This window comes from Streptosporangium sp. NBC_01639, from assembly GCF_045209755.1.
Taxonomy (GTDB): Bacteria; Actinomycetota; Actinomycetes; order Streptosporangiales; family Streptosporangiaceae; genus Streptosporangium.
Genome location: NZ_CP109272.1, coordinates 1208057 through 1232290 on the forward strand (window position 1 = coordinate 1208057; position 24234 = coordinate 1232290).

19 protein-coding genes are annotated in these 24234 nt (G+C 70.2%); 13 read left to right on the plus strand and 6 right to left on the minus strand.

Features of this window, described 5'->3' with window-relative positions; translation table 11 throughout:
* Positions 1 to 30: 30 nt before the first annotated feature.
* Entirely contained in the window at positions 31 to 1278 is a 1248-nt protein-coding gene (locus OHA77_RS05400) for a cytochrome P450 (protein WP_406316553.1), read from the minus strand.
* Between the two features lie 39 nt (positions 1279 to 1317).
* A complete protein-coding gene (locus OHA77_RS05405; RefSeq protein ID WP_406316554.1) occupies positions 1318 to 2874 on the minus strand; it encodes a methyltransferase domain-containing protein in 1557 nt (518 codons plus the stop codon).
* Between the two features lie 333 nt (positions 2875 to 3207).
* Here OHA77_RS05405 and OHA77_RS05410 point away from each other — a divergent pair, with 333 nt between their 5' ends.
* Genes OHA77_RS05410 through OHA77_RS05420 form a run of 3 tightly spaced genes read left to right on the plus strand, consistent with a single transcriptional unit; the run spans position 3208 to position 5893 of the window.
* Positions 3208 to 4026, plus strand: a complete 819-nt coding sequence (locus tag OHA77_RS05410; protein ID WP_406316556.1) for an SAM-dependent methyltransferase — start codon at positions 3208 to 3210, stop codon at positions 4024 to 4026.
* A gap of 19 nt (positions 4027 to 4045) precedes the next feature.
* Positions 4046 to 5149, plus strand: coding sequence for a DUF2855 family protein (locus OHA77_RS05415; protein ID WP_406316558.1), 1104 nt, complete (start codon positions 4046 to 4048; stop codon positions 5147 to 5149).
* Positions 5150 to 5170: 21 nt separating this feature from the next.
* Positions 5171 to 5893 (plus strand): DUF2306 domain-containing protein, encoded by a 723-nt coding sequence (locus OHA77_RS05420; protein WP_406316560.1) that lies wholly within the window; start codon positions 5171 to 5173, stop codon positions 5891 to 5893.
* An 80-nt stretch (positions 5894 to 5973) separates the two neighbouring features.
* On the opposite strand, the gene OHA77_RS05425 is transcribed toward OHA77_RS05420, so the two are convergent.
* Positions 5974 to 7326 carry an extracellular solute-binding protein gene (locus tag OHA77_RS05425; RefSeq protein WP_406316562.1) on the minus strand — a complete coding sequence of 451 codons (1353 nt, stop codon included), beginning with the start codon at positions 7324 to 7326 and terminating at the stop codon, positions 5974 to 5976.
* Between the two features lie 182 nt (positions 7327 to 7508).
* Between OHA77_RS05425 and OHA77_RS05430 the strand changes: the two genes are divergently transcribed.
* The 10 genes from OHA77_RS05430 (at position 7509) to OHA77_RS05475 (ending at position 20876) form a co-directional block, all read left to right on the plus strand.
* The gene (locus OHA77_RS05430) at positions 7509 to 8759 is read left to right on the plus strand and encodes an acyl-CoA dehydrogenase family protein (protein WP_406316564.1); all 1251 of its coding nucleotides are present in this window, start codon (positions 7509 to 7511) and stop codon (positions 8757 to 8759) included.
* On the plus strand, positions 8759 to 10150 hold the full coding sequence (locus tag OHA77_RS05435; RefSeq protein WP_406316566.1) for an FAD-dependent oxidoreductase: 1392 nt from the start codon (positions 8759 to 8761) through the stop codon (positions 10148 to 10150). The genes OHA77_RS05430 and OHA77_RS05435 overlap by 1 nt, the downstream gene beginning before the upstream one ends.
* Before the next feature lie 119 nt (positions 10151 to 10269).
* On the plus strand, positions 10270 to 13503 hold the full coding sequence (locus OHA77_RS05440) for a non-ribosomal peptide synthetase (RefSeq protein ID WP_406316568.1): 3234 nt from the start codon (positions 10270 to 10272) through the stop codon (positions 13501 to 13503).
* Positions 13504 to 13567: 64 nt separating this feature from the next.
* Complete coding sequence (locus OHA77_RS05445) at positions 13568 to 14281, plus strand: alpha-hydroxy-acid oxidizing protein (protein WP_406316570.1); 714 nt, start codon at positions 13568 to 13570, stop codon at positions 14279 to 14281.
* Complete coding sequence (locus OHA77_RS05450; protein ID WP_406316572.1) at positions 14269 to 15087, plus strand: tryptophan synthase subunit alpha; 819 nt, start codon at positions 14269 to 14271, stop codon at positions 15085 to 15087. The genes OHA77_RS05445 and OHA77_RS05450 overlap by 13 nt, the downstream gene beginning before the upstream one ends.
* The gene (locus OHA77_RS05455; protein WP_406316574.1) at positions 15077 to 16834 is read left to right on the plus strand and encodes an FAD-dependent monooxygenase; all 1758 of its coding nucleotides are present in this window, start codon (positions 15077 to 15079) and stop codon (positions 16832 to 16834) included. The genes OHA77_RS05450 and OHA77_RS05455 overlap by 11 nt, the downstream gene beginning before the upstream one ends.
* 109 nt (positions 16835 to 16943) lie before the next feature.
* Complete coding sequence (locus OHA77_RS05460) at positions 16944 to 18203, plus strand: phenylacetate--CoA ligase family protein (protein ID WP_406316576.1); 1260 nt, start codon at positions 16944 to 16946, stop codon at positions 18201 to 18203.
* Positions 18190 to 18408 carry a DUF6052 family protein gene (locus tag OHA77_RS05465; protein WP_326821760.1) on the plus strand — a complete coding sequence of 73 codons (219 nt, stop codon included), beginning with the start codon at positions 18190 to 18192 and terminating at the stop codon, positions 18406 to 18408. Before OHA77_RS05460 ends, OHA77_RS05465 begins: the two co-directional genes overlap by 14 nt.
* Before the next feature lie 3 nt (positions 18409 to 18411).
* A complete protein-coding gene (locus OHA77_RS05470) occupies positions 18412 to 19962 on the plus strand; it encodes a benzoate-CoA ligase family protein (RefSeq protein ID WP_406316579.1) in 1551 nt (516 codons plus the stop codon).
* 101 nt (positions 19963 to 20063) lie between these two features.
* Positions 20064 to 20876 (plus strand): alpha/beta hydrolase, encoded by an 813-nt coding sequence (locus OHA77_RS05475; RefSeq protein ID WP_326821758.1) that lies wholly within the window; start codon positions 20064 to 20066, stop codon positions 20874 to 20876.
* A gap of 292 nt (positions 20877 to 21168) precedes the next feature.
* On the opposite strand, the gene OHA77_RS05480 is transcribed toward OHA77_RS05475, so the two are convergent.
* From OHA77_RS05480 to OHA77_RS05490, 3 genes are all read right to left on the minus strand, one after another.
* A complete protein-coding gene (locus OHA77_RS05480; RefSeq protein ID WP_406316581.1) occupies positions 21169 to 22392 on the minus strand; it encodes a cytochrome P450 in 1224 nt (407 codons plus the stop codon).
* 1 nt (position 22393) lies between these two features.
* Positions 22394 to 23395: a methyltransferase gene (locus tag OHA77_RS05485; protein WP_326821756.1), complete on the minus strand. Its 1002-nt coding sequence runs from the start codon at positions 23393 to 23395 to the stop codon at positions 22394 to 22396.
* Positions 23396 to 23531: 136 nt separating this feature from the next.
* Positions 23532 to 23963, minus strand: coding sequence for a nitroreductase family deazaflavin-dependent oxidoreductase (locus OHA77_RS05490; protein ID WP_326821755.1), 432 nt, complete (start codon positions 23961 to 23963; stop codon positions 23532 to 23534).
* Positions 23964 to 24234 lie beyond the last annotated feature (271 nt).

Sequence of the window (24234 nt, forward strand, 5' to 3'; positions counted from 1 at the left end):
CCGAGGCGGTCCGGGATTCTCCGGTAGATGTCAGGCGGCCTCGGCGACGCTGTTGTCGACCGCGGTCAGGCGGACCGGGAGGGTGCGGTGACCGTTGAAGATGAACGTCGGCAGCGGCTTTATCTCCTCGACCGGAACGGCGAGGCTCAGGTCGGGAAAGCGTTCGAACAGCGTGGACAGGCCGACCGTCGCCACCATGACGGCGATACCCGCGCCGAGGCAGTAGTGCGGGCCGTGGCCGAAGGACAGGTGCTCCTTGTCCGGTCGCGTGATGTCGAAGGCGCACCTCGACTCGCCGTGCAGCGCGGGGTCGCGGCCGATCGCGGCGTAGTTGACCAGGATCGGGTCCCCCTTGGGAATGGTCACGTCGCCCAGGTCGATGTCCTCGACGGCGTACCGCAGCGGCAGGTTCGCAATCGGCGACTCCAGCCGCAGTACCTCGTTGATGACGTCGTCCCAGCTGACCTGCCCGGACCTGACCAGTTCGAGCTGCTCGGGGTGGCTGAGCAGCTCGATGATCGCCTGGTCGAAGAAGTTGATCGTGGTCTCCGAACCCGCACCGAGGATCGCGAAGATCGTGTCAGCGAGCTCCTGCTCACTCAGCCGTGAGCCGTCCTCGTCCCGGGCGGCGATCAGGTCGCTGGTGATGTCCTCGCCGGGCTGGGCCCGCTTGAGTGCGATCAGGTCGGCGATGGCGGTGCGCCAGCCCAGCAGAACCTCCTGAGCCTGCTCCGGGCCGATGGTGGTGTCCGCCATCATGTCGATGACCTTCGCGGTCGCGACCCGGGCCTCCTCGGACATGCCGATCAGGTCCGCGACCAGCATGCCGGGCAGCGGGTAGGCGAACCGCTCCTTGAGGTCCACCACCTCGCCGGGCGGCACGGTGGTCAGGGCGTCCAGCAGCATCGTGGTCAGCTTGACCACCCGCGGACGGATCTCCTCGGTCCGCCGTGAGGTGAACGCCTTGCCGATCAGCCGGCGCAGCCGGCGGTGGTCGGCGCCGTAGGTGGTGGACACGTTGTCCATCGCCACCCAGCTGATCATCTCCCAGTCCGGCCGGATCTCGCCGTTGACGAACGCCGGCCAGTGGTTGCGGGCGCTCTTGCTGGCCTTGGGGTCGCTCAGCAGCCGCTTGCTCACGGCGTAGCTGTTGACCGACCAGACGAGCACGCCTCCGGGCAGTTCCACCTGGACGGCGGAGCCCTGCGCGCGCAGCGTGTCGGCTTGGTGGTGGATGTCCTGGCCAGTCGGATCCAGGACGGGGCAGCGCTTCTCCATCGGACATCTCCCGCTGTTTGGTGGCTGTTGTGGAACGAGTCAGGCTGTGCGCTCGGCCGTGACGAACACGAACGTCCCGGTGCTCGACGACTCCTTGCGCACCACCAGTCCCGCGTCGGCGAGCCACTGCCGGATCTGGTTGAGCTCGAACAGCAGGTGGCCGTCCGGGCGGCTGGGGAAGAAGTGCGACGCCTGGAAGTAGCGGGCGATCGGGTCATCGCTCCACCGGTACGTCATCATCGTGAAGATGCCGCCGGGACGCAGGCAGCGGCCGATCTCGGCGATGGCCGTCGCAGCGTCGTCGGGGAACGCCTGCAGGGCGTTCCAGAGGGTGATCACGCCGACGGTGCCGTCGCCGAACGGCAGGTTGAGGGCGCTGCCCCGTACGGCGGGCACCTCGGGCAGCCGGCCGCGCAGCACGTTGAGCATGGGCAGGAGCATGTCCACCGCGGTCAGCCGGTCGGCACCGACGGCCTCGGCCACCACGGCGGTCCACCGGCCGGCCCCGGCGGCCACGTCCACGACCGGGCCCTCGGTGGACCGGAGGGTCTCGGCGAGGTAGGCGTCCTCGTCGGCCGGGGTGACCTCGTCACCGAAGTTGCTGCCCGCCAACCGCAGGTAGGCAGGGCGCTGCACGGCCTCGTACACCAGGCCCATGGTGGGCATCTCGGTCAGTTTCTGCAGCAGGTCCGAGGTCGCCTCGTGGGTCGGCTGGTCGTCACGGACGCCGGCGGACAGGTCGAGGATCCCGTTGGCACTCGGGTACGTGGTGGCGCACGTGGTGCATCGGGCGCCGGTCTCGTGCAGTTCGATCGGGCCGTGGCAGGTGGGGCAGCGCAGCAGCGCGGCGCGCGAGCCGAACGTCTCGTCGGTCTGCCGGACCGGCGCCTGCTTGATGGTCTGCTGCTCGGGAACGGTGCGGACGGCCACCGGGGCGGGCGGGCCGTTGCGTACCGCCCAGTAGGCCAAGGCACCGGTGTACGCCCAGAGGGTCCGGGTGTCGTTCTCCCAGTTCGTGACGATCTGCTGGGGGGTGAGGCCCCGCGCCGCGGCCTTGGCGAAGGCCGCGGCCTTGTCGTCGCCCGCCCACACCGACGGCGCGGGCCACACCCGGCCGAGATCGGGGTCCTGCGGGTCGAGTTCGGCCAGTCCGCGTTCCAGCCGGGTCCGCTCCTCGATTTCAAGGGAGAGTTCGCCGGTGACGGCGAGAATGCGGTCCCGGTCGGCGGGGAAGTGGGCCAGCAGGTAGAGCAGCGCGAGCGTCAGCGGCTGCCTGCTCGTGCCGCCGCGCACCAGGTCCAGGTAACGGTCCAGGCCGGCGCGGACGGCGGTGGCCACCTCCCCGTCGAGTCGCGGGTACTCCGCCTCGGCGAGCAGGCCGAGCAGGACGGCGAGGTGCCCTTGGCGGTCGGGACCGACCCCGTCGAGCGCGGTCACCACCGCCGGCGTCGCCTCCAGGGCGAGGTCGGTCAGCTTCCCCTCGTTCCACAGCGCGCCGACAAGTCGTTGAAACGCCGCGTCGAGGCCGTCGGGTGTCGCGCTGGTGAACGAACGCACCAATTCGGCGATGGTCGAGTGGGTTACGGGAGCATTCATCAGGCATTCCTCCCAAGAAAGGCAATGGGCAGGCCGGGCCAATAGGATCGTGACACCGCCGATGGCGGCCGGACATCTTCCGGTATGCGGCTCGGCCGGGCCGCCGTTCTCCTCGGATTCACCGACCGGGTTCGTGGCGTCCGGCCCGGTTCACCCGAGGGGCCCGGCGTGGTCGAACTCGTCCGGATCGGGGCCGCTCCCCCACGGAGCGCCTTTTGTTGATGTGCCTTCTTCGGTGTCGCCCCGGGGGTAAAGACCGCAACCCGAAAGATGTGACCATGACCGGTCGGCAGCCACGATGTCCTGGCCAACACCGGCGACGCGGATGGGCATATGAGCGAGACAGCGAATATCGGCGAGCATTACGACAAGCGCTCGCCCATCGGCGACGAACTGCGCAATGGCCAGTTGCACATGTGGTACTGGTACGACCGCAAGGACGACGCGTCGCTGACCGAGGCCGTCCACCGGATGACCCGCAAGGTGACCGACACCCTTGGCCTGCAGGCCGGCGAACACGTTCTGGACGCCGGTTGCGGGCCGGGTGAGACCGCGGTCTACCTGGCGACGCGGTTCGGTGTGCGGGTCACCGGGATCACGGTGAGCCGTTTCGAGATCGACCGCGCGGTGCAGCGTGCGATCGCCGGCGGAGTCGGCGACGCGGTGACATTCGAATACGACGACTTCATGTCGCTGTCCTATCCGGACGCCACGTTCGACGCGGTGCTGGCGCTCGAGTCGCTGCAGAACGCTCCGGACCTCGACCAGGTGCTCGCCGAGCTGTACCGCGTGCTGCGTCCGGGCGGCCGGATCTCCTTCTCCGACTTCAGCTTGACGGCCAAGGGAGATATGACCCGGGTGGCCACGTTCATGGACACCCTCAAGCTGCCGAGGCTGCCCATGCTGCCGCAGTGGCTGGAGTACGTGCGGGCCGCCGGCTTCGAGATCGAGGAGTACACGGAGTGCGGTCCGCGGGTCTTCGGCCAGAAGGCCAAATACCTGGAGACGGCGCTGCGCATGCGCGACGAGGTGACGGCCAAGTTCGGTGCGGACGCGGTCGACGAGTTCTCCCGGCTGCACCACGGCTTCTTCACCCCGCGCAAGGACCAGATCGGCTACGTCATCGTCTCGGCGAGAAAACCTCACCGGTGAGACCCGCATTGGAGTACAGATGCTGAAGGGACGGCACTCCCCGGCTCTGGAGGGAGAAGCGGCCGACAGCTGGGACCTGCTGGTCCGGCGTGACGACCTGACGGCCGCCGAGGTCCGGCCCGTACCTCACCCCGTGCTCGCACCGGGTGAGGTACGGCTCGCGGTCGAGAAATTCGCACTGACCATGAACATCGTCACCTACGCCCGGCTCGGCGACTCGGAGCTGCCGTTCTGGGCGGCCTTCCCGGGCCCGGCGGGATACGGCCGGGTGCCGGTGTGGGCCTTCCTGCGGGTGACCGACTCACGCAACACCGACATCCCCGTCGGCAGCCGGTACTTCGGCTTCGTACCGATGGCCACGCACCACACAGTCGCGGCGCGGCTCACCACCCGCGGTTTCGTCGACACGGCGCCGCAGCGCGAATTCCTGCCCAGCTGGTACCGGACGTTCCAGCGCGCGGCGGAACCGGACGCGCTGGACGATCACCGGGCCGTGTTCCGGCCGATTTTCCCCGCGTCGTTCCACCTCGCCGATCTCGTTGCCGGGCAGACCGAACAGGGAGTCAAGTCCGTGCTGATCACCAGCGCGTCGAGCCGGACCGCCATCGGGCTGGCCGACCTGCTGGCCCGGCACGGCGATCTGCCGACCATCGGACTCACCTCGGCCGCCAACGTCGACTTCGTCGCCGGCCTCGGCTGCTACGACATGGTGGCCGGCTACGACACGCTCGACTCGGTCTCGGTCCCCGCGCCGGCGGTGTTCGTCGACTTCACCGGTGAGCACCGGCGGATCTCGGCGATCTACGAGCGGTTCCCCGGCGAGCTGGCGCACACCGCGCTGGTCGGCTACACCCATCCGGAGTCGGTGCAGCAGCCGCCGGACCTGGCCGAGCCGGAGCCGGAGATCTTCTTCACCCCGGCCGTGGAGGAGCAGGCGGTGGCGGACGAGGGCGAGGAGCGTTTCTACGCCCGCTACCACGATGCCGAGCAGCGGTTCCTGGAGTCGACGACCGACTGGCTCACCATCCGCCGGCAGCAGGGCCCGGCGGCGGTGGCGGAGGTGTTCCGCGCTCTGCTCACCGAGCCGCAACCGCCCGGTGTGTCCTATTTGCTTAGTCCATAAGAGACGGTCGGAGGAACTACCGTGTCACTGTCCATTGATGAGGACCGGCCTGACCAGCCGGACAAGTCACCATCGCCGACGGCTGTCAAGCAGGGCGACGCGAAGCCGTTCTGGCGACGCCCGTGGATCATCCCGCTGTGGCTGGCGACAGCCGCGTTCCTCTACCTGCAGGCGGTGCCGTTCGCCGGCACCCCGGAGGCCGAGGCGCCGATTCCGGCGCATGACGGCTTCCCGGCGTACTACCCGCTGCTGCTCACGCACATCGGTCTCAGCACCGTCGCGATCGTGACCTGCTGCCTGCAGGTGTGGCCGTGGCTGCGGAGGCGGTACCCCGCGGTGCACCGGATCAGCGGGCGGATCTACGTGCCCTCCGCCGTGATCGGCGGACTCCTCGGACTGGCCATCCTGGGCTTCGCCCCGGTGGTCGGCCAGGTCGGCGCGTTCATGTCCACCTCGCTGTGGGTCATCACCACGCTGGTGGGGTTCTGGGCGGTGCGCACCGGCCGGTACGCCCTGCACCGCCGGTTCATGCTGTACAGCTTCGCGCTGGTGATGAACAACCTGTGGGGCCGGGCGATGGCGGAGGTGATCTTCGGGTTCGGGATCGAGATGGATTTCACCTACCTCGGAGAGGCCGCCCGCTGGGTCGGCTGGGTGGTGAACCTGATGCTGGTCCAGTGGTTCCTGTACCGGACCGCCAAACGGCCGGTCGAGGGTCCGGCGCGCGGCCTGGTGCGCGACTGACACCCACGGCGACGGTGGCCCGGATCGCTCTTCCGCTGAGAGCGTCCGGGCCACCGTCCTTTGCGGCCTGGTGTGCCGGGTCAGGTGCCGACGAGCAACCAGCTCTCGTCGCGAGGTCCGGAGCCGAGGCAGGTGTCGTTGTAGGCGTCCAGTGCCTTCTGCGCCTCGGCGGTGGCCCGGGTGAACCGGGCAAGCGGTTCGGCGCCGCGCAGCAGCACGTCCTCCATCGCCGCCATGATCGCGGTCTGGATGCCGTGCGAGCCGGGGAACACCGGTCCGTTCGAGCCGGGTGAGCCGTCGGTCCGCTCAAGCTGGTCGGTGGCCACCCGGTGCCGTGGCTGCTCGGCGAACCACCCCTCCTCCTCCAGCACCGCGACGGCGCCGTAGGTGGCGGGCGTGGAACCGTTGGCCTTGTGCCACTCGGCCCCGTTGCGCGGGCTGTTCAGATACTGGATGAACGCCAGCGCCCCGTCCCGCAGCGCCGGATCCAGACCGCCGGCGAGCCAGATGGCGTCGCCGCCGATCCAGTTGCCGACCGGCGTGATCCGCTCGTTGTGCGGCAGGCTGCTCACCGACACGTCGAATCCGCCCGCCCGGGCGATCTCGGTCATGCCGGCGATCTCGAAGGAGGAGCCGAACTTGAACGCCACTCGCTGCTCGGCGAACGCCTTGCCGGTGCCGATCCAGTCCTCGAACGCGCCGGTGTAGAGGTACCGCCCGCGCTCGTTGAGCTGCCGCCACCAGTGCACATAGGACATGATCTCGGCGGAGGTGAGATCGACCGTGCCGGCGCGCGCGGACCGGCCGTTGTCGTTGTCCAGGAACAGGCCGCCCTGCTGGGCCACCGCATGCTGGAACAGCTTTCCGTCGTCCGGCCAGGTGACCGCGAACTCCGGACCGCCGTCGAGCCGGGCGATCGCCTCGCACGCCGCGGTGAGCTCGGCCCAGGTCCGCGGCACCGCGGTGACGCCCGCCGCGCGCAGCATCGTGGTGTTGGTGTAGAGGAGCATCGTCGAAAGCGTCAGCGGAACCGCGGCGATCTCACCGCCGCTGGTGTAGAAGCCGCGGCAGGCGGCGATGAGGTCGTCGAGGATGACCGGCTCGCCGAGGATCTCCGTACGGCCGGCGATCTGGCCGCCGATCGGGGTGAAAAGGGGCCGGCCGTCGCGGGTGACCGTGTCGATCGCCTGCTGGGACGCGCCGGAGTAGTAGGACGCGATCGTCGGCGGCGTGCCGGCCAGCGCCAGTCGAGACACCTCGGCCGGTAGATCCTCGTAGTAGCAGCCCCGGATGTTGACCCGGTATTCCGGATGTGCTTGTTCGAATTCCTCGGCCCGCTTCCTGACCGGTTCGAGAAAAGCCGGAAACGGATATTCGGACAGCACGGCGTCGATCACGAACGGTGGTGAGCCTGTCGATGCGTCCGAGGGCATGACACCTCCACTTGAGCGAGAGCGGCCGGCGCGCGGCGCGCGCGTCGGTTCCAGCGTCCATGCTGGCATCGGCCCCGGTCGTCGGCATCTCCCTGCTGGCGGCAATTTAGGAGATGCAGTCGCTGTCGCGGTTTTGTGACGCTGAACCGGCACCGTCGTTTCCAGTAAAGGATGTGCGGTCAATGTCAGTTCTCGCCGCGAATTTTGGAGAACACGGCTTTCCTCGCCCGCCTGAACCGGGCCCGAAACCGGCGGACGTCGTCGCCAGGGCGGAGGCGATCGCGGGTTCACTTGTCGAACGCCAGCAGGAGACCGAGGACCGCACCTTCTACGCGTCGGATACCCACGAGGCGTTCACCAAGGCAGGCTTCTACCGCATTCTGGTGCCTCGCCGCTACGGCGGCTACGAGTTCGGCGTGGACACGTTCCTGCGCGTCTCGATGGCGCTGACCCGCGGTTGCCCGTCGACGGGCTGGATGTACACCCTCGGCGCCGCGCACGCGCTCGCCGTCGCCACGATGTTCCCGGAGCAGGCGCAGGAGGAGATCTTCGCGGCCGGCGACTTCATCTGCCCCGCGACGGTCATGCCGGCCGGTACCGCCGAGCGCGCCGACGACGGCGGCTGGGTGATCAACGGAACCTGGGGCTACTGCTCCGGCTCGCCCTACGCGACGCACTTCGTCGGCCACGCCCTGGTCTCCGGGACAGCCGGTGAGCCGCCGACGCCGATGATGTTCATCGCGCCGCGCAGCCAGTGGCGCCGACTGGACGACTGGGGGCAGCAGCTCGGCCTGCGCGGCAGCGGATCGCACAGCATCACCATCCTGAACGGCCGCATCCCGGACCACTTCACCCTCGATGGCCACATGAGCCAGTTCTCGGTCGCCGGCGGCACGCCCGGACTGCGCCTGCACGGCAACCCGCAGTACGGCGGCGGGCCGTTGAGCTTCATGAACCTGGAGAGCGCCGCGCTCGCCATCGGCATCGCCAAGGGAGCCCTGGACTCCTATGAGGACCTGATGCGCAGCCGCACCACGTTGTTCCCACCCGTCGTCCAACGCACCCACGACCCGGACTACCAGTACTGGTACGGCGAGGCCACCGGCCTGATCGCCACCGCGGAGGCCGCCATCATCAACGCGGCGCAGCAGTGGCAGCAGGCCTGCGAGCACGGCTCGGCCACGTTCACCAGGGAATTCGAGATGCGCATCGCCACGATCTGCAACCAGGTGGTCCAGTTGTGCTGGCGTGCCGTCGAGCAGCATCTGCTGCCCACCGCGGGTTCCAGCGCGGTACGCAGGGGCGAGCGGCTTGAGCGCGTCTGGCGGGACATGTCCATGTTGCACACCCATGCGGGCTTCACCGTTTTTCTTGCTGCCAAGGCCCAGCGTGAGCTGGCCAAGGCCCGCTTCGACATTGAGGAGTTGCCGTGATGAGCCACCAGGTAGGTCAGCGCGCGATCGTGCTGGGCGGAAGTATGGCCGGGCTGCTCGCGGCCCGAGTGCTCGCCGAGTCGTTCGCCGAGGTGTTGATCGTGGACCGCGACGAGCTGACCGGCGTGACCACGGCCCGGCGCGGGGTGCCGCAGGGCCGGCACGTGCATGGGCTGCTGGCGCGCGGCCAGCAGATCCTGGAGGAGCTGTTCCCCGGCTTCACCTCGGGTGCGATCGCCGCCGGCATCCCGACCGGCGACCTCGGCGAGCTTCGCTGGTTCTTCAACGGCACCCAGCTGAAGCCGAGCCCCACCGGGCTGATCTGCGTGTCGGCCACCCGGCCCATGCTGGAGTCCCATGTGCGGGCCAGGGTGAGCGCCCTGCCCAACGTGACGCTGATCGAGCTGACCGACATCGTGGGCGTCACCACGACCCGGGACAACGCCCTGGTGACCGGGGTGCGGATCCACCGCCGCGCTGAGGGGAGCGTCGAGGAGGTCCTGGACGCCGACCTCGTCGTCGACGCGACCGGCCGCGGCTCGCGGACACCGGTCTGGCTGGAAGAGCTCGGTTACGAGCGACCGCAGGAGGACCGGGTCAAGATCAACATCAGCTACACGAGCAGGACCTACCGGCTTCCCGACGAGTCCATTCTGAACGGCGACCTGTCGATCAACCCGGTGGCGTCACCCGCGGCGCCGCGCGGCGCGTTCTTCTCCCGGATCGAGGACGGCAAGTGTGCGCTGTCGCTCACCGGCGTGCTCGGCGACAGCGCGCCGACCGACCCCGACGGGTTCCTGGAATTCACCAAATCCCTTCCGGTGCCGGATATCTACGACGTTGTCCGGAACGCTGAACCGCTCTCCGACGCGGTCGTCTTCCGCTTCCTGGCGAGCGTCCGCCGCCGGTACGAGCGCCTGACCCGGTTCCCCAGAGGTTTCCTGGTGCTGGGCGACGCGGCCTGCAGCTTCAACCCGGCGTACGGCCAGGGCATGACGGTCGCGGCGCTCGAGGCGGTGACTCTGCGGGACCACCTGGCCCGCGGCGTGCTCGAGGCGGACGGCTTCCACCGCGACATCTCCCGCGTCATCGACGTGCCGTGGGACATGTCGGTCGGCGGGGACCTCGGCTATCCCGAGGTGGAGGGCCCCCGTCCGCTGAAGGTCCGGATCAGCAACGCGTACGTGGCCAAGGTGCACGCCGCCGCGACCCGCGACCCCGAGGTGACCCGGGCGTTCATGCGGGTGGCGGGCATGGTCGAGACGCCGACCGCGCTCATGCGTCCCAGCATGATGCTTCGCGTGCTGCGCAACGGAAAGCCGTCAGGGCCGGCTGTCCTACCGCGGCTGAACAGCGGTCCGGACGACGTGCAGGCCACGCGCGCCGCCTGACCACGGCTACTCGGTCCGGCGGTTCCGGCCGGCCGGTCGCCGAGAGGTGATCACCGGATGCTGCGCGGCGGTGTCCGTACGACGTCGACGCGACCGCGATGTGACGGCAGGGCAGGCGAATGGGATCCAACGATGGCACGGAGCGGTTCGCCGCCACCTCCAGCGTGCAGGACGGGCTGTGGTGGCTGGCGAAACTGTCGCCCGGTTCGCCGGTGCACACCGTGTGCCGGGCGTACCGGGTGGCCGGGCGGCTGGACGTCGACGGGTTGCGCGCGGCATGGCGGGCGCTGGTCCGCCGGCACGAGAGCCTGCGCTGCACGATCGTCGAGCGGGCCGGCCGGCCCGTGCTGCGGATCGCCGGCGACGTCGCCGACGACGTGTGGTCGTTCGTGGATCTCGCGTCGCAGCCGGCCGATCAGCCCGACGCGGCCGCCGGGGCGTTCTGCGCCGGGCTGACCGCGACGCCGTTGCGGCCGGCGGTGGGGCCGCCGGCCCGGCTGGCCGTCGCGCGGCTCGGCGCCGAGGAGCACGTCGTCGCGCTGGTGGTGCACCGGGCGGTCGCCGACGACGCGTCGATCTCGATCGTCGTCGACGAGCTCTCCGCCGGCTACGCGTCCGCTGTGGACGGGGCGGGGCCGGCGGATCCGCTGCCGGCCCCGCCCCGGCAGTACGCCGACCATGCGCGCCGGCAGCGCGCCCGGGATCATCGGCACCTGCTGGACTGGTGGCGCGCCACGCTGACGCCGCTGCCGGCGGTGCCGGACCTGCCGGTGGACCACGTCCGTCCACCGGCCCTGTCGGCACCGGCCGGCGTCGAGCCGTTCGACTGGGGGGCCCGGCTCGGGCGGCCGCTTGCCGAACTGTCCGCGATGGAGCGCGCCGAACCGCGGACCGTCCTGCTCGCCGCGTTCCAGATCCTGCTGCACCGCTACGGCGGCGGGGACCGGGTCGCGGTCGGTATGCCGGCGTCCGTGCGCCCGGTGCCCGAGTTCGCCGGCACCGTCGGCCCGTTCGACACCCTGCTCGTCCCGTGCACGGACTTCACCGGCCGGTTGACCTTCCGCGAGCTGGTGCGTCGGGTGGACGCCGCGGTCACGGACGCACTCGCACACCGCGCGCTACCATTCGACGAACTGGTCCGCGCACTCGACGTCGACCGGGTGCCGTTCCGGATCCCGTGGTGCGACACCATGTTCGTGGTCAAGGCGCCCGAACCCCGGCTGCGGCTGGCCGGCGCGCGGGTGACGCGCCAACCGACCGGGGCCGGCGCGACCCTCGCCGACCTCACACTGACCGTCGACGCGGACGGGTCGGCGGCCACCGGAACCCTTGAGTATCGTGCCGACGCGTTCGAGGCGGCGTCGGCACGTCTGATCCTGGAACAGTTGCGCACCCTGCTGACCGCCGCCCTCGCCGACCCCGACCTACCGGTGCACGCACTCCCGTTGGAGAGCCGGGAACGGCTGAGCGCCGCGATCCGGGACGCCGACCGCGTGGCGGACGGTCCCGCCGGGCCCGAGCCGGTCAACGCGCTGGTGCACCGGGTCGCCGAGCGCGCGCCGGACGCTCCCGCACTGTCGTTCGGCGGCACGCGCGTGTCCTATGCGGAGCTTTGCGCCCACGCCGCGCAGATCACCGCCGCACTCACCGGGGTGTCCGGCGGCGGGCACAGCGCGGTGTCCGGAAAACCGGTCGTGGTGCGGATGCCGACCGGACCACGTCAGATCGCCGCCGTGCTCGGCGTCCTGGACGCCGGCGCCCATCTCGTCTGTCTCGGCGCGGACGAGATGGGCGAGCGGGGCAGGACGATGCTCGCCGACGTCCGGCCGGCCTGCCTGGTGATCGACGGTTCGTCCGGCCCGGACGCGTTGGCGCAGTGGTACGCCGACGAACTGGACGGCCAGGTGGTCGACGCCGCCGCACCGCCCGCCCCGGCCACTGCGCCCACCCTTGTGCGGGGCACGCCGGAGGGACGCGCCTACGTCGCCCATACCTCCGGATCGACCGGACGCCCCAAGGGGATCCCCCACTCCCACGCCACGCTGGCGCAGTTCGTCACCTGGTTCGCCGGCGAGTTCCGGATCGGCCCCGGGGCCCGGATGGCGCAGTGGGCGGCACCCGGCTACGACGCCAGCCTCTGCGAGGCGTTCGCCGCGCTGGTCGCGGGCGCGACGCTGTGCCCGGTGCCCGACCGGATCCGGGCCAACCCGGAGAAGATCGTTGACTGGCTCGCCGCCGAGCGGATCACGCACTTCCAGACCGTCCCGAGCTTCGCGCGGGAGATCCTCCGGGTGGTCGGCGATCGGGCCGGTGCGCCCGAGCACCTCGACCACCTCCTGCTCGCCGGTGAGGCGCTGCCCGGGGAACTGGCCGACGGCCTGCGTGCGGCCCTGCCGTCGGTGCGGTTGATCAACCTGTACGGCCCGACCGAGCTGATCCTGGCCACCTGGCACGAGGTCGTCGACGAGGTGCGCGGCGTCATGCCGGTCGGCCGGTCCATTCCCGGCCGGCAGGTCCTCGTGCTCGACGACCAGGACCGGCCCTGTCCCGCGGGCGTGACGGGCGACATCGTCATCCGCAGTCCCCACGCCACCCCCGGCTATCTGGGCCCGGCGGCCGGGGATCTCGCCCCGTTCCGGCCCATCGCCGACACCGGCGGGTGGGGCATCGGCGGTGCCTGCTACCGGACCGGGGACCTCGGCCGGCGGCGCTTCGACGGCACGCTGGAGTTTCGCGGGCGCAAGGATCTCCAGGTCAAGTTCAACGGCATCCGACTGGAGCTCGGCGACATCGAGGCCGCGCTGACCGCGCACGACTCGGTCGCCGAGTGCGCCGTGGTGGCCGTCACCGACGCGAACCGGATGGTGACCCGGCTGGTGGCCTACGTCGTGCCGGTTCGCGGCCCGGACGGAACCGCGGCCGGGACGGCGACCGACTGGCGGGCCGCCCTGCGCGCGCGGTTCGGCAAGGCGATGCCGCCGATCACGTTCCGGACGCTGATCGGCCTGCCGCGCAACATCGGCGGCAAGATCGACCGGCGCAGGCTGCCCGACCCCGGCCCCGGCCAGGTCGGCGCCGGACCGGAGCCGGAGTCATGGGCGGAGCGGGCCATGGCCGCGACCTGGTCCGAGCTGGGCGTGCATCCGCAGCGCGCCGACGACACCTTCTTCGCCGCCGGCGGGCACTCCCTGCTGGTCCCCCGGTTGCTGCACGCGGTACGCCGCCGGTTCGGCGTCGGCATCGCGATCCCGGAGTTCTTCGCCGACTCCACCCTGGCCGGGTTGGCGGCCAGGGTGGAGTCGTATACCACCACGACGGGCATCTTTCCGGATCACCGGCATATAGGGCACTAAGGAAGATGCCGCCCCGGCGATCGCGGTGTGAAGATCATGGCGTCGCCGGAGGGAGCGGAGAACCATGAACGGTCGCAGCCTGTACGGGGTGCTGGAGTCCGCTCGGCGGACTCGACAGCCCGCGGTGCTGGCCGACGTGAAGGTTCGCTCGCCTCGCGACGGCAATCTGATCGACCTGGACCGGCTGGACGTTTACCTGGACACCCTCGTCGACGGCGGGGTGGCCGCGCTGAGCACGCCCACCGATCCGGTGTACTTCGCCGGCGGTATGGAGCTGGCCGCGCGGATCCGGGCGCGGACCGGGCTTCCGTTGTTGCGCAAGGATTTCTTCTGCACCCCCAGCCAGCTCGACCAGTCGGTCGCGGTCGGCTTCGACGCGATACAGCTCTCGGTCAACACGACACCCGCCGGCCAGCTGGAGCGGCTGCGCGATCACGCCGAGCAGCTCGGTCTCGAGGTGCTGCTCGGGGTGCACACCCGGCGGCACCTGGAAACGGCGCTCGCACTCGACCCGGTCGCCATCGCGGTGAACAACCGCAACATCGTCGCCCTCGAAATGGATCCGGGCACGGTTCGCATCACCGAGACACTGATGCCGGAGGTGCCGCCCGACGTGTTCGTCCTCTCCGAAAGCGCCTTCTTCACCGCCGACGACGTCGCACGCGCCGCGGCAGCCGGGGCCGAGGCCGTGCTCATCGGCACCGCGCTGGCCAAGAGCGACGACCCGGCCGCGCTGGTGCGCGAACTACGGGACGGAGCCTGGTTTTGCCCGCGTTAGACCGGCTCGGCGCCCGGTTGAAGGCCGCGGGCGCGCGACAGGAGCGGCTGCTGGTTCTCTACCTGACGCTCGGTGACCCGCTGACCGACTCACTCGAGTTCGCCGTCGCCGCCGTGGCGGCCGGCGCCGACGTGCTCGAACTCGGTCTCCCGACACCGGGGACGCGGCCGCGCGGCGCCGACATCGCGCTGTCGTTCGACCGCGCCCGGCAGTGTCCACCCGGCCGGCTCTGGGAGCTGGTGCGGGAGCTGCGCGCCGGCCTGCCCGACACGCCGCTGCTGTCCCTGGTGTATCCGCAGACCGTCGCCGACCTCGGCGTGGACCGGCTGCTCGAACTGAATGCCGAATCCGACGTGGACGGTTTGGTACTGACCGATCCGGATGGTCGGCTCACCGCCGGTCAGGTGGCGGCCGCCGGTCTGAGCGCGGTCCCGCTCGTCACGCCCGGCACCGACGCGGCGCGGCGGCGCCGGCTGGAGGACACCGCGCGGCACCTGACCTACCAGGCGCTCGCCGAGCGCACCGGCGCCCGGCTGGACCCGGCGCAGGTCGGCCGGTCCGCCGGGGCGGCGGCGCTGGGAGCCACCAAGCCGTTCCTCGCCGGGTTCGGCATCCGCGACGAACACGACATCCGCGCGGCCTCGGCGTACGCCGCGGGCGTGGTGATCGGCAGTGAGCTCTACCGCGGCCTGGCCGCGGCCGAACCGGCGACGCGGATGCCGTGGACCAGGTCCGCCGTGCGGCGCTGGAAGGCCGCCACCGTCCTTTCCGGAACCGACCTGCCGAGGAGCGGGCATGCGCGTTGACATCATCGGTGGCGGCCCGGCAGGACTGTTCCTGGCCATCCTGCTGCGCCGCGATCGTTTCGTCGACGACGTCCGGCTGTTCGAACGCAACGAACCCGACGCCAGCGCCGGCTGGGCGGTGGTCTTCCCGGAGGGATCGCTGGACGCGCTGGCCAGGGCGGACCCCGGCGCGTTCGAGGCGATCGAGCGCGCCGGGGTGAGCTGGACCCAGGTGGAGATCCGCTGCCGGGACTCGCTGTACCTGGTGGAGGGCAACCGGTTCCACGGCATCGGCCGGGACGCGCTGCTGTCCATCCTGCGCGAGCGGGCCACCGAACTGGGCGCCAAGCTCCACTACGGACAGCAGGTGACCGACCTCGCCGATCACGCCGGCGCCGACCTCGTCGTCGGAGCCGACGGGCCCAACTCCGTCGTGCGCGCTCAGCTCGAACACGAGATCGGCCCGCACGTCGAACACGGGTCGTTCTGGTACGGCTGGTTCGGGATCGAGGCGGCCCGGCCCACGTTCGCCTACCTCTTCGTCGATACCGAGTGGGGTCTGTTCCAGGGCTACGTCTACCCGTCAGGGCAGTCGTGGAGCTCACTGATCATCTATGTCTCCGAAGAAACCCGGCAGCGTTCCGGTCTGTCCGCAATGGACGTCGAGGAGTCACTGCGGTTCTGCGAGCAGGTGTTCGCCGCTCACCTGGACGGCAAGCCGATCCTGCGCCGGGGGCCGGCCTGGACCCGGTTCCGCCACCTGCGCTGCGACAGCTGGCACGCCGGCAACGTGGTGCTCATCGGCGACGCGGCGCACACCGCGCACTGGTCCATCGGCTCCGGGACCCGGCTGGCCCTCGAGGACGCGATCGCGCTGGCCACCCAGCTGCGCGCCCAGCCGGCCAGGATCCCGGACGCCCTCGCGATGTACGAGAAGGTCCGGCGAGACCGGGTCGAGCGGTTCCAGGACGCGGCCCGGCTGTCCGAATGGTATTTCGACAACGTGCGGCGCTACCTGGACTTCGAGCCGATCCAGTTCGCCTACCAGTTGGTCGCCCGGTCCTGGCGGATAACGTTCGCCGACATCGCCAAACGCGACCCGGACTTCATTCGCCGGTTCAACGCCTGGTTCCACGGCCGGGCCACCGGCACGCCGACCGAGATCGCCCCGTCGCCGGTGTTCGCCCCGGCCGGCATCGGTGGGCTGCGGCTGGCCAACCGGGTCGTCACCACGATCCCGACCGAGGGGGCGGGCCTGGTGATCGGCACGCCGCCCACGCCGGGCCGACCCGCCGCGGCTCTGGTGAGCGTAGACCGGCTTGAGCCGGACCTCGCCGCCGCGTGCGACGCCGGCTACCAGCTCGCCCTGCTTGACCTCACCGCGCATCCGGTCGCGGACCTGCTCGTCGATCCACCGGGCCGGGAGCTGTCCGCCCTGCGTGCGCGCTGGCCGGCCGGGCAACCGGTCGGCGTGGTGCTGGGCCTGGCCGCCGGCTGCGGCGGCGCGCTCCGGACCGCGGAGACCGTCGCGCTCTCCCACGTGCTCGAATGCTCCGAAGTGGACGTCGTGTTGCTGCGGGCGGCGGCGGGCGACCCACCGCCGCCCGGTCAGGTGTTGCAGGTCGCCGACGCGGTCCGCAACGAGACCGGCCTCACCGTGATCGTCGACGACGGCCTGCGCACGCTCGACGCGGCGGACACCGCCATCGCGGCCGGCCGGTCGGATCTGTGCGTGCTGCGTTTCGAATCCGACGCCGGGGAGGCGTGATGAGTGACTCAAGCGCTCCCGGGAGCGCCCTGAGAGAGAGGCGGGCAGTCCCATCAGCAGACTGATCAGTGGCCACGACCAGCCGTTCTGGAATCCGCGTACCGAGACGATGCCCCGCGAGGAACTGGCGGCATGGCAGTGGCACAAGCTGCAACGCGCGCTGGCGCGGGCCCGCAGCTCCAAGTTCTGGGCCGACCGGATCCCCGGGGACATCCGGTCCTTCGAGGACTACGTTCGGCGGGTTCCGCTGGTGCACAAGAAGGATCTGGTGGCCGCCGAGGAGGTGGCGCCGCCGTTCGGCGTGCTGCCCTCGATCGACCCGTCGGCCGGGATCCGGTTCCACCAGACCAGCGGCACCAGCGGCAACACTCCGCTTCGGACGTTCGACACGGTCCGGGACTGGACCTGGGCGGTCGACATGTGGTGCACCATGCTGCACGCCGTCGGCGTGCGGCCGCAGCATCGCGGCTGCGTCGCCTTCGGGTACGGCCTGTTCATCGGGTTCTGGGGGATGCAGGACGCGATGATGCGGATGGGCTGCATGGTGTTGCCCACCGGATCGATGGACTCCGCCGCCCGCGTCCGGCTGCTGGTCGAGAACCAGATCGAGGTGATCGGCTGCACCCCCACCTACGCGCTGCGACTGCTGGAGACCGCCAAGGAGATGGGTGTCGACCTGGCCGCCGACGGCAACCTGCAGATCGTGATCACCGGCGCTGAGCCGCGGCCGCCGGCCACCGCCAAGATGATCAGCGAGGGCTTCGGCGCCAAGGTGTTCGACGTCGCCGGCATGACCGAACTCGCCACCGTGTTCATGTTCGAGTGCCCGGCCAAGCAGGGCGTGTGCCACATCATCGAGCCCGGCGTGATCGAGGAGGTACTGCACCCGGAGACCAGGCAGCCGGTCGGCTACGGGGAACGCGGCGTCCGGGTGATGACCGGCCTCGGCCGCGAGGGCTTCCAGGTCTTCCGCTACTGGACCGACGATGTCGTCGTCAAGCGGCCGTGGCACGAGTGCGGCTGCGGGCGCACCTGGGACTGGTACGACGGCGGCATCCTCGGCCGCACCGACGACATGCGTAAGATCCGCGGGATCTCGGTGACTCCGGTGATGGTCGAGGACGTCGTCCGCGGCTTCACCGAGGTCCGCGAGTTCCAGACCGTGCTGCGGTCCGATCGCGGGCTGGACGTGATGGTGCTGCGGATCGAGCCGGACGACGACACCGAACCGGTGGTCGCCGCGCTCGGCGAGCGGATCGGCGCGGAGATAAAACGCACGATCGGGTTGCAGCCGCTCATCGAGTTGGTAGAACCTGGCGTTCTGCCCCGATTCGAAGCGAAGGCGGCGCGGTTCCATGACGAGCGGTGAACTGACCTCGCGAGAGCAGCAGCAGCTACGCGAGTGCTACGCGACGCTGCACGAGCTCGCGGCGACCTGCGCGGTGCCGGCGGTGCGGGCCGCCGCCCGGGCGGCGGTCGCCGAGGTGCACGTGGCGCTGGACGGGCAGGCACTTGAGTTTGAGATGTACACCCACCGCTGGCTCGGGGACGGAAACGAGAAGGAACCTGGGTAACACATGGCGATCACCACTGATGAGATCGGCTTCGCGCGGCCGGACGACGAGTCGAACCACAACCTGTCGCAGCGGTTCCTCGACCCGATCCCCGGCGAGCGCACCGCACTGATCACCACCGCCGGCCCGATCAGCTACGCGGAGCTGCGCACGCTGGTCAACCAGGTGGGCAACGCGCTGCGCGGCCTCGGCGTGGGCAAGGGCGACCGGGTGCTGATCGCCCTGCGCGACGGCGTCGAGTACATGGCCACCTGGTACGCCGCGCAGCGGATCGGCGCGATCACCGTCGACGTCTACAGCTTCCTCACCCCCGACGAATACCGTTATCACCTCGGCTACCTTGAGCCGTCCATCGTGGTCACCGACGGCGGCGCAGTCGAGGCGCTGCGGTCCGGCGGTGCGTCCGGGATGATGGTCTCCGGGCTGCCCCGCGGCCGGCTGCGCGCGGACGAGCACGACTTCGAGACGCTGGTCGCGGCGCAGCCCACCGAGCTGGCCCCCACCCCGACGAACGCGGACGACGTGGTGATGTGGAAGCTCACCACCGGCAGCACCGGCAAGCCCAAGGCGTGCCGGCACGTCGCGCGCAGCCCCTGGCTGAGTCACCTGTGGTTCGCCAGGGGCGTGCTCGACCTGCAGCCCGACGACGTGGTGCTGGCGGTGCCCAAGCTGTTCTCCGGCTGGGCCCGCGACCTGGTGGCGCTGTACGCGATGGGCGTCGGCGCGGCGGGGATCCTGCATCCCGAGCGCAACACGCCGGAGCGGATCTTCGAGCTGGCCGCCCGGCACCGGCCGACCATCCTCGTCAACGTGCCGACGATGATGAACGCGATGCTGGCCCACCCGGACGCCCTGAAGGCCGACCTGAGCTCGGTGCGGCTGTGCCTTTCGGCCGGCGAGCAGCTCTCCCCCGATCTGCACCGGCGCTGGCGGGACACGTTCGGCGTCGAGGTGCTCGACTGCGTGGGATCGTCCGAGTCCTACAACGCGGTCATCTGCAACCGGCCCGGCCAGGTCCGGATCGGCAGCCTCGGTCAGATCATCCCGCATTATGAGGCGACCGTGACCGACGACGAGGGCGAACCGCTGCCGGACGGCGAGATCGGCGTCCTGCAGGTGACCGGCGAACCGGTGGCGATCGATTACTGGAAGGCGCCGGAGAAGACGGCGCAGACCTTCCCCGCGCCCAACACGCTGCGCACCGGCGACCTGTTCAGCCGTGACGCGGACGGCTACTACTTCTATCAGGGCAGGGCCGACGACCTGCTGAAGGTCAGCGGACTGTACGTGGCGCCCACAGAGATCGAAAACTGCCTCGCCACCCACCCCGCCGTGGTAGCGTGCGCGGTGATCGGCTACACCACAACGGACGGGCTGACCAGCACGCGCGGATTCGTGGTGGCCGGCGAACCCGTTTCCCCTGCTGACCTGCAGCAGTACGTACGGGCCCGGCTCGCCCCGCACAAGTGCCCGCGGGACATCCGGTTCGTGGACGCACTGCCGGAGACGCCGACGGGCAAGATCGACCGCAACACATTACGATCACTCAGCTGAGTGACAGCCACACGACAGCAATCTGGAAGATGCGGCACCCCACCCTGGCGGACAATCTAGTTCGCCGAGGGTCCGTACCGAATTGGAAAGAGGCACCCCCTATGAGCACAGTCACGTCGAGCGACGGCACTGTCATAGCGTTCGAAAAAGTCGGCCAGGGCCCGCCGGTCGTTCTGGTGGACGGCGCGTTCGTTTACCGGGCCATCGACCCCTGGGCGCCGCAGTTCGCGAGCCTGCTCGCGGACAAGTACACCGTTTACACCTACGAGCGGCGTGGCCGCGGCAACAGCGGCGACAACAGCGGCGACGCCGCACCGTACGCCATCGCGCGCGAGATCGAGGACCTCGCGGCGGTCATCAAGGAGGCCGGCGGGTCCGCGAACGTGGTGGGCCTGTCCTCGGGCGCGGTGCTGGCCCTGGACGCCGCGGCCAGCGACCTGCCCATCACCAAGCTCGCCGTCTACGAGCCGCCGTTCATCGTGGACGACAGCCACCCGCCCCGCCCGGACGACTACCTCGCCGTGGCCAAGGAGATCATCGCGGACGGCCGCAAGGGCGACGCGATCGCCCACGCGCTGACCAAGACGGTCTTCCTCCCCCCGGAGATGGTCGAGGGGATGCGCGCCGAGCCGTTCTTCGGGGCGATGGAGGCGGTCGGCAACACGGTGGCCTACGACGGCGAGATCATGGACGGCCTCATGTCCGGCAAGCCGCTGCCCACCGACCGGTGGAGCTCACTGTCCGTGCCGACGCTGGTCCTCTACGGTGGCGCGAGCGAGCAGTGGGTGCACAACGGCGCGAAGGCGCTGAACGAGCTTCTGCCGACCGCCGAGGTCCAGGGCCTCGAAGGCCAGACCCACGAGATCGATGCGAGCGTGCTCGCCTCGGTCGTGGAGAAGTACTTCGCCGGCTGACACTCCGGTGCTCGCGACCGGTGGCTACGGGGAGCCTGTGCCCGTGCCGCCGGTGGCAGGGCGAAACTCGCCGGCCACTCGCACGTAGGCGGCGAAATCGGTCACGCTTGACATGTCATCCCCCGCCCGCACCGGCCGCGCCATGACCGGCGCGGGCGGGGATGCGTACCGCGTCAGCCCGGGCCACCGCCGACGAGGTCACATTCGGCGAAGCGGTGGATGAGGAGACGACCGGGGTGGCCGCGGGTGGCCGAACGCGACTGCGGACGGTGAAGACGGCCGAACGCGTTGTTCAGGCGGCGCGGCCGGTGGCCACGGGGAGCGTGCGCAGGCCACGGATCACCCACCGGTCGCGATAGGTCGCGGTGTCCGCGAGCGCGATGTGCGGAAAGCGCCGGGCCAGCATGGGCAGGACGATCTGAGCCTCCAGCCGGGCCAGGGCCGCGCCCAGACAGAAATGAACGCCGCCGCCGAAGCTCAGGGGTTGGCTGTTGGCGCGATCGGGGTCGAACCGGTTGGGGTCGGGATAGCGACGGGGGTCGCGATTGCCCGCGGCGAGCACGACGACAACACGGGAGCCGGCCGGAATGTGCCGGCCGAACACGGTCACCTCAGCGGTGGCCCAGCGGCTGGTGACGTGGACCGGCGGCTCGAAGCGCAGGATCTCCTCCACGTACGCCGCGGCGAACGGCTGCTGGGCGCGCAGGCGGGTGGCGTAGTGCGGATTGCCGATGGCCATCCGCACCCCTTCCCCGATGAGGAACGCCGTCGTCTCGAAGCCGGCGGTGAGCAGCAGCATCATGTTGCCGATCAGCTCGTCGTGGCTGAGCTTGGCGGGATCGGCGTCGTGCAGTTGCACGAGCGCACTGACGATGTCGGCCGCCGGACAAGCGCGCTTGCGCGTGATCACGTCGCCGAAGTGGTCGGCCAGCTCGTCCATGGCGGCGTCGGCGGTGGCCAGGGCGGCCGGGTTGGTGAAGCCGTCGGTGGACACCGCGATCGCCGACGAGATGTCGCGGAACCACACCTGGCGGTCCGCGTCGAAGCCGAGCATGGCGCTGACCACGGCGATGGGCAGCCGGGACGCGAACTCGTCCATGATGTCCACCGCGGACCCGTCGGCGCCGAGATCGGCCATCCGGTCCAGCAGCTGCGTGGTCATGCCCTCGATCACCGGGTGCAGCCAGGCCACCTGCTGCGGTGTGAAGTCGGTGTTGACCGTGCCGCGCTGGCGGGCGTGCTTCGGCGGGTTGCTGTAGAGCATGGAGTCGGTGAACGCGCGCACCGACGAATGGGAGCGCCAGTCCGGATAAACCCGGTCGAACGCGGTGCCGTCCTGCACCTGGAGCGCCGGTTCCCGCAGGACCTGAGCGCACTCGCGGTAGCCGACCGCGATCAGGCTGCCCTTCTTCAGGGGCACCAGGTTGCCGTGCGCCCGGATCGCCTCGTAGTACGGGTACGGGTCCTGCCGGCCTTCGGCGGTGCCCAGCACCTCGAACGCGGCGAGCGGCTCCAAATCACGCCGCCCGCAGCTCGATGATCGCCGACGGGCCGGCCTTGTGCACCGCGACGCGGCGCAGGCCGACGCGTTCGGCGAGTGCGGTGAACTCGGCGACGCCGCGCTCGCGGGCCCCGTACAGGCACAGCATGCGCAGGTCCATCCCGGTGTGCCGCTCCTCGCCTTCGCCGATCGACTCGATCACCAGCACCCGTCCGGTCGCGCCGGCGGCTTCCGCGCAGCGGCGCAGGATCGCGGTCGCCGGTTCGTCGGCCCAGTCGTGCAGGATCAGGGACAGCAGGTAGGCGTCGGCGCCCGACGGCAGGGGGTCGAAGAAACTGCCGGTGACGGCGTCGGCGCGGTCGTCGAGGCCGGCGACGGCGAACGCCTTCTCGGCGCTCTGCGTCGCCTCGGCCAGGTCGACCACCGTGCCACGCAGTGCGGGGTTCGCGGTCAGGATCGCGGTCAGCAGCGAACCGTCCCCGCCGCCGACGTCCACGATGTGATCGAGCGCGGCCCAGTCGAAGCCGGTCACGATGCCGGGCGCGCGCGCCGCCACGTCGGCACCGAGCAGGTCGTTGAACGACGCGGTACGCACCGGGTCGGCGGCCAGGGCCTCCCAGTACGGCTGGCCGTAGCGCTGCGGGAACGCCGCCTCACCGGTGCGGATGCTGTGCAGCAGCTCCACGAAGGACAGTTCGCCCCAGCCCATCCCCGCGGTGTCGAACCAGGCGCGCACCCCGGACGGGTGGTCGTCGCACAGCGGCCGGCCGAGCGGAGTGAGGGTGTACCGGCCGGCTTCGTCACGCTCGAACACGCCGCGCACGGCCAGGTAGCGCAGCAACCGGTCCAGCGCGTCCGGGTCGGCGTCGCACGCCTGCGCCAGCTCCGCCGCCGTCTGCCGACCGGCGACGATGTGATCGGCGACGCGCAGCGTGGCCGCCACCCGTATCGCCATGGGAGTGCCCAGTCCGGCCATCGACCACAACTTCGCGGCCGTCCCGTCCAGATCGCCTATCATGCCAGCCTCCTCGCCGTCGGAAACTCGAGATCAATTATTCGGCACCGTTCCCGACCGGCTCATCTCCGATCGTGCGGGATGCGCCGGTCGGGAACCGGACGATCCGGAATCCAGGGGTTCCCGGTGGTCCGGTCGGTCAGCCGGCTTTACGCTCGACGACGAAGAGGGGGATCTCCCGGCTCGTCATGGCCTTGTACTTACCGAGCCGTCGATTGGACTCGACCAGCGCCGCCCACAGCCTGTCGCGCTCCTCGTCCTTGACCTCCACGGCGGTCGCCTCGTACTTGTCGTCCCCGATCTCGACCGTGAGGTCCGGGTTGGCGACAAGGTTGTGGTACCACGCTGGATGCTTGTCAGAACCGGCGTTCGTAGCGGCGATCGCGATGCGGGTGCCGTCCTGGATGTAGGACACCGGACTCAACCGGTCCCTGCCGCTCCTGGCTCCTTTCGTGGTGATCAGCACGAGGGGCAGCCCCTTGTACGCACCGCCCACTATGCCCTTGTTGGCTCGGAATTCTTCAATGATCGGCTTGTTGTACGCCGCGAACTCGCCTTCACTGCTTGTCATTTGCACCATCCCGGTCGAAAGGTTCTTGCTCGAGCAAGATCTACCTTATGACCAGCTTTATGGGGCCTCAAGCTCCTTTTTTCAGTGACAAAACTAATGCTTGACAAGTCATTCGACATGTGATTACCGGCATAGTCGGATTTTCATCTTCCATGCTCATATCCACGGCGGCGGAACACCCGAACCGGGTACCGGCCGCCGATGACGGCAATCCAGATATTCGCCCAGGTCATCAGGCTGGAAAAAGAGTGCTCAGCCTCTCGCTCACCCA

Coding starts and splice junctions, on each gene's coding strand:
- OHA77_RS05400 (WP_406316553.1), bottom strand. CDS start 1,278: ATGGAGAAGCGCTGCCCCGTCCTGGATCCGACTGGCCAGGACATCCAC.
- OHA77_RS05405 (WP_406316554.1), bottom strand. CDS start 2,874: ATGAATGCTCCCGTAACCCACTCGACCATCGCCGAATTGGTGCGTTCG.
- OHA77_RS05410 (WP_406316556.1), top strand. CDS start 3,208: ATGAGCGAGACAGCGAATATCGGCGAGCATTACGACAAGCGCTCGCCC.
- OHA77_RS05415 (WP_406316558.1), top strand. CDS start 4,046: ATGCTGAAGGGACGGCACTCCCCGGCTCTGGAGGGAGAAGCGGCCGAC.
- OHA77_RS05425 (WP_406316562.1), bottom strand. CDS start 7,326: ATGCCCTCGGACGCATCGACAGGCTCACCACCGTTCGTGATCGACGCC.
- OHA77_RS05430 (WP_406316564.1), top strand. CDS start 7,509: ATGTCAGTTCTCGCCGCGAATTTTGGAGAACACGGCTTTCCTCGCCCG.
- OHA77_RS05435 (WP_406316566.1), top strand. CDS start 8,759: ATGAGCCACCAGGTAGGTCAGCGCGCGATCGTGCTGGGCGGAAGTATG.
- OHA77_RS05440 (WP_406316568.1), top strand. CDS start 10,270: ATGGGATCCAACGATGGCACGGAGCGGTTCGCCGCCACCTCCAGCGTG.
- OHA77_RS05445 (WP_406316570.1), top strand. CDS start 13,568: ATGAACGGTCGCAGCCTGTACGGGGTGCTGGAGTCCGCTCGGCGGACT.
- OHA77_RS05455 (WP_406316574.1), top strand. CDS start 15,077: ATGCGCGTTGACATCATCGGTGGCGGCCCGGCAGGACTGTTCCTGGCC.
- OHA77_RS05460 (WP_406316576.1), top strand. CDS start 16,944: ATGCCCCGCGAGGAACTGGCGGCATGGCAGTGGCACAAGCTGCAACGC.
- OHA77_RS05465 (WP_326821760.1), top strand. CDS start 18,190: ATGACGAGCGGTGAACTGACCTCGCGAGAGCAGCAGCAGCTACGCGAG.
- OHA77_RS05470 (WP_406316579.1), top strand. CDS start 18,412: ATGGCGATCACCACTGATGAGATCGGCTTCGCGCGGCCGGACGACGAG.
- OHA77_RS05475 (WP_326821758.1), top strand. CDS start 20,064: ATGAGCACAGTCACGTCGAGCGACGGCACTGTCATAGCGTTCGAAAAA.
- OHA77_RS05485 (WP_326821756.1), bottom strand. CDS start 23,395: ATGATAGGCGATCTGGACGGGACGGCCGCGAAGTTGTGGTCGATGGCC.
- OHA77_RS05490 (WP_326821755.1), bottom strand. CDS start 23,963: ATGACAAGCAGTGAAGGCGAGTTCGCGGCGTACAACAAGCCGATCATT.